We start from the raw sequence: 12,642 nt of genomic DNA, 5'->3' as shown, positions 1-12,642 counted from the left end.
TTTTACTAAAATATTTTAACTTGGTAAAGCATTTTGATTATTTTGTAATTATGCTATAATTATAAAATAATATTGAAAGAAAAATAAAATGATTTCTATTATTATTACAACCTGCAGAGAAGAGGGAACTCTTTTAAAAGCAATTGATGAAATATTGCGTAGCCGATTAGATAAAAATTATAAAATTGAAATTTTAGTTATTGGTCCTGACAAGCAAACAGCTAAAATTGTGACTAAATTATCTCAAAGATATAAATATATTAAATATTTAAAAGACAAAGCAGAAGGTAAACCAGCTGCCCTTAATCTCGCCTTTAAAAAAGCAAAAGGAGATATTTTAATTTTAACTGATGGAGATGTTTATATTGATAATAAAGGGCTTGAATCTCTTATAAGGCCATTTAAAGATAAAAAAATAGGAGCAATTACTGGCAGGCCCGTTAGTCTTAACTCAAGAAAACAAATGCTAGGATATTGGTCTCATTTTTTAACTCATGCGGCTCATAAGTGGAGAATGACAAAAACAAACTTTCCTTGTTCAGGATATTTATATTCATTTAGAAATATAATTAGCCAAATTCCAAAAAATGTTCTAGCAGAAGATGGATTAATAACGCAAATCATCAAATCAAAGGGATATAACATATCATATTCTCCTAAATCAATTGTTTATGTTAAGTATCCTGATAATTTTAAGGACTGGATGAAGCAAAAACTTAGGTCAACAGGAGGATATAAACAAAAATTTATACAAACAACTAATCATAAATTAAAAACTAGAACATTTTGGCAAGAAATAAAAGATGGAGTAATTTTATTCTTATTTTTTCCTAAAACAATTAAAGAATTTCTTTGGACTTTTGTACTTTTTTTGGCTAGAATATATTTATGGTTTTTAATTTTTTTAAAAATAAAAATATTTCAACCAAAACTGGCAAAAATTTGGCAAAGAGTTGAAAGCACTAAATAATAAATTACATATTTTTATGGTCAAAGTACGTTTTGCTCCTAGCCCAACAGGCTATTTACATATAGGAGGATTTAGGACTTATCTTTATAATTGGCTTTATGCTAAAAAAAATAAAGGTAAGTTAATTTTGCGTATAGAGGATACAGACAGAGAGAGATACATCCCAGGGGCTGACAAAAAATTAATTAAAATTTTAAAAAAAATGGGACTAAAATGGGATAAAGGGCCTTATTATCAGTCAACTAGGGTCGAGACATATAGAAAAATAGCTTACCAGTTAATAGATAAAAATAAAGCATATTATTGTTTTTGTTCAAAAAATGACCTGGATGAAATGAGAGCCAAACAAATTGCTGTGAAGCAAGCTCCAAAATATGACCGTCGATGTAAACACCTAACCCAAGCAGAAATAGATATAAAATTAAAAAGAGGAGACCAATATGTTATTAGATTAAAAGTACCCGAGCAGGGGAGTATTGAATTCAAAGACAAAATTAGAGGTAAGGTTAAATTTGATTTAAAACACGTTGATGACCCTATTTTATTAAAATCTGACAAATGGCCGACTTATCATCTAGCAAATGTAATAGATGACCATTTAATGGGGATTACGCATGTTATTAGAGGAGAAGAGTGGTTGTCATCAACTCCAAAGCATATTCTGGTTTATAAAGCATTGGCATGGAATATTCCAATATTTGCTCACATGCCTCTTATTCTTAATACTGATCGTTCAAAATTATCAAAAAGAGAAGCAAGCGTATCTGTTGAAGATTATTTGAAAAAAGGATATTTAAAAAACTCTTTAATTAATTTTTTAGTATTACTTGGATGGAACCCCAATAATGACAAAGAAATATTGAGTTTAAAACAAATAATTAATAATTTTTTCTTAAAAGATATTCAAAAAGCAGGCGCTATTTTTGATTTAAAAAAACTTAATTGGATGAATGGTCATTATATTAGAAAAATGAAATTAAAAAAATTAACAACCAAATGTATTCCTTATTTGATTGAAGATGAATTAATAGTCAAATACAAACAAAAATATAGGATAAAAGCTACAGGCAAATTAATAAATTTTAAAAGGATAAAAAAAATTGTAAAATTAGAGCAAGACAGGATTAAGCATTTAAATGAAATAGGGGATTTAAGTAAATTCTTTTTTGTTGATAACTTAAAATATGATTTAGAAATGCTTTTATGGAAAAAAATGGATATCAATGATGTAGCGATTAATTTGAAACAAATTAAGCAAGATTTATCAAGCATTCCTAAAATATTGTTTACTGCTAAAAAAATCAGGAAAGTTTTAAAAAAAAGGACAGCTAATTGTTCAAGTTTAGGAGAATTTTTTTGGCCTCTTAGAGTAGCTTTAACCAAGCAAAAACAATCTCCTCCACCAGAACAAATTGCTGAAATTTTTGGCAAAGAAAAAGTATTAAATATACTCAATCAAATTTTAATTAAAATAAAAAATAATGAAAAATAATAAAAAAATAATTTTTATTTTTATACTAATTATAATTTTTTCCCCTATTAAAAATAGAAATATTTTTGCTTCTAATTCTTTTTCAGAAGAAATAGAAGAAATTCAAAAACAGATAAAAGCAAAGGAGCAAAAAATAAATGATTTAAAAAATCAGAAAGAATTTTATCAAGATAAAATTGATATAAAAAGAGATGAGTCAGTAACCTTAAAAAATCAAATTGATATTTTAAAAATACAAATATTTAAAAGTAATACAGAAATACAACAACAAGAAGTCAAAATTGATTCAAAAAATTTATCAATAAAAAACATTCAATATAATATTGAAGATAATAAAAAAGAAATAATAAATATTAAAGCAAGTTTATCAAATATCCTACAAACAATTAATTCTGCTGACGAGCAAAGCTTTGTAGAAATTATCTTATTTAATGACTCAATATCAGCCATTTTTAATAGTATTAGATATTTAAATTCGCTTCAATCAAAAACAAATCATTTTTTAAAACAAATAAAATTTGTCAAACAAGGACTTGAAATTCAAGAAAAGAATCTTAGAGTTGAATTAAATGACTTGATTGACATGGATGCTGAATTGATAAATAAAAAATCTCGACTAAGTTCAACCGAGCAGACAAAAAAAAATATATTAGCAGAAACACAAGGAGCAGAATGGAAGTTCCAAAGCTTATTAGCAGAGATTTTAGCTGAAAACAAACAAATTGAAAATGAAATAGCTAGCATGGAAAGAGAGATTAGGGCCAAACTAGCAAAAGAAGAGTCAGGAGAAACTTTGATGGAACCAGCTGGTATTATTATTTTTTCATGGCCTGTAACAAATAGGGGAATTACATCTAGATTTCATGACCCTGATTATCCTTATAGAAATTGGATAGGAGAACACTCGGGGCTAGATTTAAGAGCAAGTCAGGGAACACTTATTAGAGCCCCTGCCTCTGGATATGTGGCTAAAACACGTAATGCGGGGCTTGGATATAGTTATTTATTGCTTGTTCATAATGATGATTTTTCAACTTTATATGGACATGTGAGTGAGTTTTTAGTGGAAGAAGGGGAATACATAAAAAGAGGGCAGGGGGTAGCTAGAACAGGCGGGATGCCTGGAACATATGGGGCTGGTCGGTTTTCCACTGGACCACATTTACATTTTGAGGTAAGATTAAATGGCATGCCAGTTAATCCAGAAGATTATTTATTATAAAAATTTATTTATGTCAAATTATAACAGAAATGGGTTAAACAGCTTTTGGAGGCAGAGTATTCATCCAATTATTTCTTTAATTATGTTGGGAATCATAACTTTTGGAATTTTTTTCTTAGGAGCGGTGTTTGTTAGAGAATATGTTAAAATATGGGCTGAAATAGAGCAACATCAGCAACAAAGAGTATTTTTCCCGGAAAAGGAAACATTTCTTAAAAAAACAATATTACCATAGAAATAAATAAAGAGAGAGTAGTATCTGTTTTGTTATAGATAGTGTCGCACAATATACATTTTACGTCGCTTGAACACTACTCTTTATTCAATAATTAATTTTATACAAAAAAGAGGGCCAATTATTAGCCCTCTTGTTTTTTTTCACAAAGAATAAATGCTTGTCGTCCATCACATCTTTCAATTGTTTCCATTATATCATCTTCATTAGATGGTTTGTCAATAGTAGCAAAAAATGATTCAAATGGTGGTTGAAAATGTATTTTGGATGAAATAGTATTATCAAGAATTAATGATACTGCAATGCATTTTTGCTTCTTGAATTCAATAGATGTTCGAACTTTGGCCCGTGCATCAAATTGCTTGTCAATTAGCTCTTTTAGCATCAATACGGCGCGTTTCTTGCCTGTTTCTGTGTGATTCATTGTGATATTCCTCCTTTAATTGTTGTTTTAATGAATTTTATATGAACATATCAATATATATCAAAAAAAATCACTTTTGTCAATATCATTCTAATGATTCTATTTCTTCTTCGTCTAAATCTATGAATTTATGAAATATTTTGTTGCCATAACGTAAGTCAATATATTTTAATTCTTTTCTTTCCTCTATCCCAATTTTTTGCGATAAAATTTTATTTAATTTAACTAATTGTTCATTAATATTAATTTCTGAGTTAATAAATATTTGCCAATTATCTATTGTTGTCATTTTGGCTGTTAGTATACTCCCCTCTTCGTCTATGTCTATTTTGTTTATATTTACTCCATTTATATTTTTTAAAATAGAATTATTTATAAAGGACAATAAATTATTAAAAAATTTTACCACATTTGCTTTTTTTATATTTATAGAACTCTGGTCATAAAATACAGGCATTTCATATAATAATTGATTGCCAGAATTATTAGTAGAAGGCATAATTATCTGTCCTAGAGAGTTTAAATAATATATTTTTTTATCTCCCAAGATAATTAAATTAGCTACTGGTTCAACTTGCTCTATTTTTACAAGCAATTTGCAACGAGGAAACAATTTTTTATTAATAAAAACAGAACTTATTCTTGAATCTTGCTTAATTTTATTTTTAAGTAAATTAGTTTTAAGAAGAATTAAATTATTTCCAGCTAAAATAGAAAAATATTTTTTATTCATGAAATCAGAAATTATTTCTTGAATTTCATCTTCTAAAATTAATTCAGATTTTCTGTTATTAAAAGATATGGCTGCCTTATCAATTTTAAAAAAATTGCTAAAAAATAAAAAATAAAAAATAAATATTATTGCCAATATTATTGCCAATATAAATATTAAAATTTTTAATTTTTTATTACGCTTGCGCAAGAATCTTTTTCTACTAGTAGAATGTCTAGATGCTCTTGTTCTTTTATATAATTTTATTTCATTTTTGTATTTCATGTTATATTTAGTATATCAAATTATTTGTTTTTATCATAGTTTGTGGATAACTTTTTTAAAAAAATATGTTATCATATAAATATAATTAAGGAGTGGAAAAATTCAGGCATTAAAATTATATGTTGGCTTATTTGGAAAAACCTCCTTTTTTCCAATATCTGTTTTTCTCGAGCAATTATAGTTAAATAGGAACCTCTTCTCTCCTATTGCCTTCCAACATACTCCTTGGATTGGATTGACGCTCTGATTAAAAAACAGACCAAATATTTTTTTAATGCCTACCATTAAAAGCCCTCTAATTAAAGAGGGCTTTTTTTATTGTAAATTTTATTTACAAAAATTTATAAAACAAATTATTTAACCTAATTTACAATTATTCTTGCTCCCTATTTCTGATCTTGTATGAATTTCTCAATCGTTCTGTCATAAGTTGCTTCCGCTTGCTTTGAAAATACACAAGCAGGCAATTCTTTTCTTTGGTTGTGATATTTAATACATTCACAACAAACCCCTTTCCTGGGACAACCTGGATAAGTACAAGGACAATTGACTATATTTTTATTTTGTTGACATTCCATCTTACTCTAAAACAATACTTTTTATAATTATATCATTTATTGGATGGTCCCTTGCATTAGCCTCTGTTTTTTCAATTTTTTCAATAACATCCAAGCCGTCAATAACATATCCAAAATTAGTATGCAGGCCATCAAGCCAAGAAGTTTGATTAGCAGTAACAATAAAAAATTGAGAACCATTTGTATTTGGTCCGGAGTTAGCCATGGCTAAGCTTCCTTTTACTAATTTATGTTCATTTATCTCGTCTTTAAATGAATATCCTGGACCACCTGTGCCATCGTCATCCCAATTATTGTCTTTACTATTTGGATCACCTGCTTGAATCATGAAGTTTTTTATTACACGATGAAACTTTGTGTTATCATAAAACTCTTTGTTTGCTAAATTAAGAAAATTATTAACAGTAATAGGAGAATCATTGTTATAAAGTTCTACCTTAATATCTCCTAAACTTGTTTTAATAATAGCTTGCTTGTATTTGCTAACCAAATCATCAAATTCAGTTGGCTCTATTTTTTTAACATCTTTAACTATTTCCATAATTAACTTGTCTTTAGGCTGATTAATTGCTTCAGGTAAATCTTTAACTGTTTTCACAACTGGTTCTTTAATTGTCTCTGCATCCTCCTTTTTTATTGTCTCAGATGATACACACCCAGACACAACTAGAGGGATTAAAAGTAAAAATAATAGTTTAATTTTCATAGTTTTTTTATTTTAATTTTTTAAGGATATTACCAAGATTTTCTAATTTAGTTCCATATTTAGACCAATCCCCTTGTTGCTGTGCTTGAATCGCTTCCTCAAAATATTTTTGGGCTTGCTTTATTAAGTCATTGGTTGTAGGGGCTGTTATTGTTTCTTGTTTATCGATTTTATCATTATATTGATTATTTCCAAATATTTCAGCTAAGCCAGTGTCTAAGTCTTCGGCCATAACTATATGTTTTTCATAAGCAACTATTACCCGTTTTAATTCTGGAATTTTACCACCTTCTGCTCTTAAATAAATTGGTTGAACATATATAAGCGATTCTTCAATTGGAATTACCAATAAATTCCCTTTAATTACCTCTGACCCTCTTTGGTCCCATAAAGTTAATTGTTGAGATACTTCTGTGTCTTGATTTATTCTATTGTTTATTTGGGTTGGACCAAAAATTAATCTTTGTTTTGGAAATTTATATATAATTAATTCTCCATATTTTTCATTATCATTTCTCGCCACCATCCAAGCAGCTAAATTATCCTTGCCTCTTGGAGTAAATGGAATCATTAAAATAAACTCTTCTTTATCTTCTTCTGGAAGTTTCATTATCATTCTACGCATCATTGGGTCATCTGTGTCGAGTCCTATTCTTGACGGAATAACCCACTGGTCTTCCTTGTTATAAAAAATCTGAATTTTATCCATATGATAAGTGGAATAAAGCTTGGTTTGATAATCAAATAAATCTTCTGGATATCTTGTATGTTCTCTTAAAGTTGTATTCATTTCTTCTATTGGCATAAACAAATCTTTAAAAATTTTGGCATATGTTTGTATAATTGGGTCATTTTTATCAGAAATATAAACTTTAATATCTCCATTATAAGCATCTATTACTATTTTAACAGAATTTCTAATATAATTTATGTTATTGGAAATATATGACTGATAATCATTAAAACCTGTCATAAAAATGGAATACGGATACTTGTTACTGACCGTATAAGCATCATAAATCCATTTTAAATCTCCTTCTTTTCCAATAACTAAATAAGGATCATTGTCAAATTTTAAAAATGGCAACACTTTTTTCACTCTTGTTCTAATATCTCTATAATACATTATCCTAGAGTCATTATTTATGTCATTTGAAAGAAGAATTTTTAAAGAACCAAATTTTATTGCAAATAATGCTTTTCTAAAAAAAGAATTAATCTTCACTCCCCCGCTCCCGCTATAATTAGTAAAAATATTTTCTTCTCCAGATGGATAATCGAATTCTTTAGCGTTTGTTTTCACAACAACATATTCATTAGAAAGCTCGCCATAATATATCTCTGGGTCGTTTATTAAAAGAGAATCAATACTTGAAACAGGCGGAAGGTCTTTTATTAATAACACTGGTAATCCTTCAGAAGTAACCTCATTAACAGGACTTAATGTTAATCCAAATCCGTGTGTAAAAGTTAAATGTTCATTAATAAAATTTCTTTGTGGTAAACTGTAGGAATTAAGCTCTCTGGGTGATAACAACACTTGCCTATAATCGCCATTTAGTTGATATCTATCATTATCAACTGAAACAAAGTCATAATAAGTCCTAATTTCTTGAATTTGAGAAAATGTATCTAATAAAGGTTCTCTGTCCCATAATCGAACATTTTTTATTGTTGATTGATTATTATTAATATCCTCTATTGTGAGTGACGCTTCTCCCTTTAAATTTCTTTCTATAATATTATCAATTCCAAAAGCTTTTCTAGTGGCAGCAATATGATGTTCCATATAGGGAGTTTCTTTTACAAGTTCATTTGGCAAGACAATAAATCTTTGTAACATGGCTGGATAAATAGTCCCACCTAAAATTGAGATGACAAAATACAACCCAATTGAATATATAATCCATTTATTACTTGATTTAAAAATACTTAAAATACATAAGCAAGCCACTAGCAATGCAAATATTATTGATATTTTTAGAAAAGGCAAGATAGCATGAATATCAGTATAACTTGCTCCAATAAAAGGACCCGTAGAACTATAAAGCAAGCTCGGAATTTTAACAAAATTAATATTCAAGGCAATTAAAAGAAAAAACAAGCCAGCCAAGATTGAAAGATGTATTTTTGCTCGCTTATTTTTAATTAAAAAACTATCAAAACTTTTCAATGATTTTAGCCCCCTTAAACTATAAGTAATCATAACTCCTATGAAAGAGAAAATTATTAGCCAAAAACATAAAGAAATAAAAAATTGAAAAAAAGGAAGTTGAAAAAAATAAAATGAAATATCTTTCCCAAATATAGGGTCATTTAACCCAAAACTAGTAGAATTAAAATATTTTAAAATGACTTCCCAATTACTTGCACAAGCAATCCCGATTATTATTGACAATATTAATGTTAATATTATTTTAAGTTTATTAATTCCATTAAATGCTATTTTTTTGACTGGATTAATCTCAATGTATTTTGCTGATAAATCTGATGATTTGGCTGTTTTTTGACTGATTAATAAGTTTAAAAATATAATTAAAAAAGAAATTATTCCAGCAATTATGCCAATCAAAATTTGTGACCAAATAATCGTCTTGAATACTGATAAGTATCCAATATTAGCAAACCAATGCCAATCAACTAAAATATTAAAAATATTTGGCATCAAAAAAATTGTTAAAAATAATAGTATAAAAATAATAGTTTGAATTTGTATTTTATTTTTCATAATCTCTTTTTTATAATTTTATTATATTAAAAATATCAGTCAACTAACGGATTTTCTGTTTATTTTCTTTTTATAATTATCTTTTGTTTGCTTATTTCAATAACCTTAGATGGTTTAGCGCTAATTAGTCCTTTGTCAACATAAAAATCTATTTTATTAGAAAAATATTTTTGAGCTTGGCTGACTGTTTTAGAATAGGCCATGCCAGCTATGTTAGCACTAGGGGCTACTATTGGTCCTGTTTGTTTTAACCAACTTCTTAATTTTTTGCCAGCAGGTAATCTTATTGCTAACGTTTGTTTTCCTCTATGAAGATATGAAAACTTAGGGTCAGAACATTTAAAAATAATACTTGTTTTTCCTGGCCAAAAACCAGCTAAAGCTTTTCTTATTTTATTATCTACTCTTATATTAAATATTTCTAAATCATTTAAATTCCCTATTAAAATAATCATTGGTTTATCTAACTCTCTTTTCCTTATTTTATAAATCATGGTTACTGCGCTTTTGTTTAAGGCACTGGCTACAATTCCATAAATTGTATCAGTTGGAATTACGCCAAGGCCTCCCTTCATTATAATTTCAGCTGTCTTTGTGTTTAGTTCATCAAATAATTCCATGATTTATTAATTATATAATTTTAATTATTATTGTCCTTGTTCTAGGGCCATCAAATTCAGCTAAAAAAATTTGTTGCCAAAATCCTCTATTTAATTTATTATTCTCAATTGAAATAGTTCTCCCCTGCCCCATTAAGCCGGCCAAAATATGTGAATCAGCATTATTGTCAATTTGGTTATGTTTAAAATCAATCCCAGACATCATTCTTTTAAAAAAATTAATCCAATCTTGTTTTAATCCTGCTTCATTTTCAGTTAAAATAACTCCGGCCGTAGAATGACGAACAAATATAAGAGCTAATCCATTTTTAATGCTTGCTTTTTTAATAATTTCTTCTAATTTATCAGTAATATCAATCATTTCATATCTTTGCTTGCTTAAAATTGTAATTTCTTTAATCATATTTTTTATTTTGGTCTTGTCCATACTGATATTTGTCTTTAATAATATCTTTTTTTTGCCAATCTTCAATCCATTCTTTTATAACAAAAATTTTAAATTTATTATTTTTCATAGAACAAATAACTTTTTTAATGCCGGAATTTATAATCATTTTTTTACAAATGAAACAAGGAAACATATTTATTTTTTCATTGTTAGTTGTCATTCCGGCAATATACATAATCCCATCAAAAATATTTGTACCTGCTCTAGCAGCATTTATGATTGCATTTTGTTCAGCATGAACAGAACGACATATCTCGTATTGACTACCATGTGAAATATTTAATTTATTTCTAAGACAATTTCCCCTAACAATACAATCTTTTGTTTTTCTAGGAGCCCCTATGTATCCAGTTGCTGCGATTTGATCTTTAGTTAAAATTACAACCCCTATTTTATTGCGAAAACAAGTTGAACGAGAGCCGATCTTTTCAGCAATTTTTAAATAATATTCATGCTTACTAGGTCTTGATTTCATAATTTATTAATTTTAAGATTTTAATCTTGAATTTTTAATTGTCGTGCAAATTGTTTAAAGCTTTTGGCATTAACTACATCTTTTACTTCTAACCACCCTCTCCGAGCAGTTAAAATGCCGTAAAACATTGTATTAAGATGGCTAGTTGAATGCGAGTCTGTTGAAATAACCATTTTAACACCAATGTCTTTAGCCATTTTAACATGTATGGCATTTAAATCAAGGCGAGTGTAAAATGCATTTATTTCTATTATTTTCTGAGCATCTTTAGCTGTTTTTAAAATTTCTTCCATATCAACTTTATATGGTTCTCTTCTGTTTATTAATCTGCCAGTTGGATGTCCTATAATATGAACACAAGGATTTCTAATGGCTATTTTAATTCTTCTAGTCATCTCTATTTCGTTCATCTTAAACCCTGAATGAACCGAAGCTATGACTAAATCTAATTTTTTTAAAATTTTATCTGGCAAAAATAATGAACCATCTTTTTTGATATCAACTTCTGCTCCTGCTAAAATTTTTATTCCTTTTACTTTTTTATCAGCCAATTTTATTGCTTTGATGTATTTTAATATTCTATGCTTATCCAGTCCGTTTACAATTTTTAATGGAGAGGCATGATCTGTGATTGCAATATATTTATATCCTATTGCCTGACAATGTTTAGCCATTTCAATTATTGTTCTAGTCCCATCAGACCATTTTGTGTGCAAGTGTAAATCTCCTTTAATATCATTAAAATTTATTAATTTTGGCAACTTGTTCTCTTGAGCTATTTTTATTTCATTCATCCCTTCCCTTATTTCAGGAGGAATAAAAGGGATTTTTACTGCCTCAAACACACTTGTTTCTGTTCGGCCAGCTATCTTTCGATTGTTTTTAAAAACACCATATTCATTAATTTTCAATCCTTTTGATATCCCTAACTTACGAAGCTTAATATTATGGGACCTTGAACCAGTAAAATAATGCATAGCTGACCCAAAACTAGCTGGCTTTACTACTCTTAAATCTGTCTCAGGGCCACTTTTAATAAGAACTCGAGCTTTGGTGTTTCCTTTTAATAATATTTTTTTTACAAAATTCATTGAACAAAAAAAATCAATTGCTTGCAATGGTTTTTTAGATGTCACTAAAATATCTAAATCCCCTACTGTTTCTTTTCCTCTTCTTACGGAACCACAAATAGCAGCTTTATCTATTAATTTTTCTTTGGTTAGTTGGTTAATAATATTATTAGCTAAAGGATAAATTTTTCCTAATAAAAAACGATTTTTAAATCTTTTATAAACTGTTATTTTATGAAGAATGTCTGCTTGGCTTTTATCTCCCCACCCCTTAAGTTTATCTAATTTTTTTGATTTTATTAATTTTTCAAGCGCTCTAATTGATTTTACGTTAAATTTATTAAAAAAAAGAGCCACTCTTTTGGGACCTATTCCTTGTATTTCTAATAATTTTACTACTCCTCTGGGGATTTCCTTTTTTAATTTTTCAAACTCTGAACATGTTCCAGTTTTAATTAGTTCTTTAATTTTACCTGCCAGCGCAATCCCTACGCCCGGAATATCTTCCAAATTCCCTGATTGATAAATAGTCCTAACATTAACTGGCATTTGTTTAATTGTTTCTCCAGCTCTACGAAAAGCAATAATTTTAAATCTATTAGCTTGTTTTATCTCTAAAATATCAGCCATTTGATTAAAAATCTCTGATACTTGTTTGTTGTCCATTTATTTATTTT

13 protein-coding genes are annotated in these 12,642 nt (G+C 28.0%); 4 read left to right on the top strand and 9 right to left on the bottom strand.

Annotation, left to right across the window (positions count from 1 at the left end):
* Positions 1–88: 88 nt before the first annotated feature.
* From ISS06_00630 to ISS06_00615, 4 genes are read left to right on the top strand one after another with little or no spacing between them, the layout of a single operon-like run.
* Positions 89–970, top strand: a complete 882-nt coding sequence (locus tag ISS06_00630; GenBank protein ID MBL7053694.1) for a glycosyltransferase — start codon at positions 89–91, stop codon at positions 968–970.
* A 16-nt stretch (positions 971–986) separates the two neighbouring features.
* Positions 987–2,462 (top strand): glutamate--tRNA ligase, encoded by a 1,476-nt coding sequence (locus ISS06_00625; GenBank protein MBL7053693.1) that lies wholly within the window; start codon positions 987–989, stop codon positions 2,460–2,462.
* Positions 2,452–3,684, top strand: a complete 1,233-nt coding sequence (locus ISS06_00620; protein ID MBL7053692.1) for a peptidoglycan DD-metalloendopeptidase family protein — start codon at positions 2,452–2,454, stop codon at positions 3,682–3,684. The genes ISS06_00625 and ISS06_00620 overlap by 11 nt, the downstream gene beginning before the upstream one ends.
* A 10-nt stretch (positions 3,685–3,694) precedes the next feature.
* Positions 3,695–3,919 (top strand): hypothetical protein, encoded by a 225-nt coding sequence (locus ISS06_00615; protein MBL7053691.1) that lies wholly within the window; start codon positions 3,695–3,697, stop codon positions 3,917–3,919.
* Positions 3,920–4,043: 124 nt separating this feature from the next.
* Here the strand turns inward: ISS06_00615 and ISS06_00610 are convergent, their stop codons facing one another.
* The 9 genes from ISS06_00610 to polX form a co-directional block, all read right to left on the bottom strand.
* Positions 4,044–4,343, bottom strand: coding sequence for a hypothetical protein (locus ISS06_00610; GenBank protein ID MBL7053690.1), 300 nt, complete (start codon positions 4,341–4,343; stop codon positions 4,044–4,046).
* Positions 4,344–4,428: 85 nt separating this feature from the next.
* Positions 4,429–5,340 (bottom strand): hypothetical protein, encoded by a 912-nt coding sequence (locus ISS06_00605; GenBank protein ID MBL7053689.1) that lies wholly within the window; start codon positions 5,338–5,340, stop codon positions 4,429–4,431.
* A 386-nt stretch (positions 5,341–5,726) separates the two neighbouring features.
* Entirely contained in the window at positions 5,727–5,918 is a 192-nt protein-coding gene (locus ISS06_00600; GenBank protein ID MBL7053688.1) for a hypothetical protein, read from the bottom strand.
* 1 nt (position 5,919) lies between these two features.
* Positions 5,920–6,459, bottom strand: a complete 540-nt coding sequence (locus ISS06_00595; GenBank protein ID MBL7053687.1) for a peptidylprolyl isomerase — start codon at positions 6,457–6,459, stop codon at positions 5,920–5,922.
* Positions 6,460–6,631: 172 nt separating this feature from the next.
* Positions 6,632–9,352 (bottom strand): UPF0182 family protein, encoded by a 2,721-nt coding sequence (locus tag ISS06_00590; GenBank protein MBL7053686.1) that lies wholly within the window; start codon positions 9,350–9,352, stop codon positions 6,632–6,634.
* A 59-nt stretch (positions 9,353–9,411) separates the two neighbouring features.
* Positions 9,412–9,972 (bottom strand): threonylcarbamoyl-AMP synthase, encoded by a 561-nt coding sequence (locus ISS06_00585; GenBank protein ID MBL7053685.1) that lies wholly within the window; start codon positions 9,970–9,972, stop codon positions 9,412–9,414.
* Between the two features lie 10 nt (positions 9,973–9,982).
* Entirely contained in the window at positions 9,983–10,375 is a 393-nt protein-coding gene (locus ISS06_00580; GenBank protein ID MBL7053684.1) for a YjbQ family protein, read from the bottom strand.
* On the bottom strand, positions 10,368–10,898 hold the full coding sequence (locus tag ISS06_00575) for a hypothetical protein (GenBank protein ID MBL7053683.1): 531 nt from the start codon (positions 10,896–10,898) through the stop codon (positions 10,368–10,370). The genes ISS06_00580 and ISS06_00575 overlap by 8 nt, the downstream gene beginning before the upstream one ends.
* Positions 10,899–10,915: 17 nt before the next feature.
* The gene (gene polX / locus ISS06_00570; protein MBL7053682.1) at positions 10,916–12,631 is read right to left on the bottom strand and encodes a DNA polymerase/3'-5' exonuclease PolX; all 1,716 of its coding nucleotides are present in this window, start codon (positions 12,629–12,631) and stop codon (positions 10,916–10,918) included.
* Between the last annotated feature and the right edge of the window lie 11 nt (positions 12,632–12,642).

The organism is Patescibacteria group bacterium, assembly GCA_016784145.1.
Lineage (GTDB): Bacteria > Patescibacteriota > Patescibacteriia > UBA2591 > UBA6264 > BS150m-G65.
The sequence above is the reverse complement of the archived record's forward strand: the minus strand, read 5'-3'. Positions and strand labels throughout refer to the sequence as shown.

Excerpts from the sequence above, each read along its gene's own strand:
- ISS06_00630 (MBL7053694.1), top strand. The coding sequence starts at position 89 with ATGATTTCTATTATTATTACAACCTGCAGAGAAGAGGGAACTCTTTTA.
- ISS06_00625 (MBL7053693.1), top strand. The coding sequence starts at position 987 with ATGGTCAAAGTACGTTTTGCTCCTAGCCCAACAGGCTATTTACATATA.
- ISS06_00620 (MBL7053692.1), top strand. The coding sequence starts at position 2,452 with ATGAAAAATAATAAAAAAATAATTTTTATTTTTATACTAATTATAATT.
- ISS06_00615 (MBL7053691.1), top strand. The coding sequence starts at position 3,695 with ATGTCAAATTATAACAGAAATGGGTTAAACAGCTTTTGGAGGCAGAGT.
- ISS06_00610 (MBL7053690.1), bottom strand. The coding sequence starts at position 4,343 with ATGAATCACACAGAAACAGGCAAGAAACGCGCCGTATTGATGCTAAAA.
- ISS06_00605 (MBL7053689.1), bottom strand. The coding sequence starts at position 5,340 with ATGAAATACAAAAATGAAATAAAATTATATAAAAGAACAAGAGCATCT.
- ISS06_00600 (MBL7053688.1), bottom strand. The coding sequence starts at position 5,918 with ATGGAATGTCAACAAAATAAAAATATAGTCAATTGTCCTTGTACTTAT.
- ISS06_00595 (MBL7053687.1), bottom strand. The coding sequence starts at position 6,459 with ATGGAAATAGTTAAAGATGTTAAAAAAATAGAGCCAACTGAATTTGAT.
- ISS06_00590 (MBL7053686.1), bottom strand. The coding sequence starts at position 9,352 with ATGAAAAATAAAATACAAATTCAAACTATTATTTTTATACTATTATTT.
- ISS06_00585 (MBL7053685.1), bottom strand. The coding sequence starts at position 9,972 with ATGGAATTATTTGATGAACTAAACACAAAGACAGCTGAAATTATAATG.
- ISS06_00580 (MBL7053684.1), bottom strand. The coding sequence starts at position 10,375 with ATGATTAAAGAAATTACAATTTTAAGCAAGCAAAGATATGAAATGATT.
- polX (MBL7053682.1), bottom strand. The coding sequence starts at position 12,631 with ATGGACAACAAACAAGTATCAGAGATTTTTAATCAAATGGCTGATATT.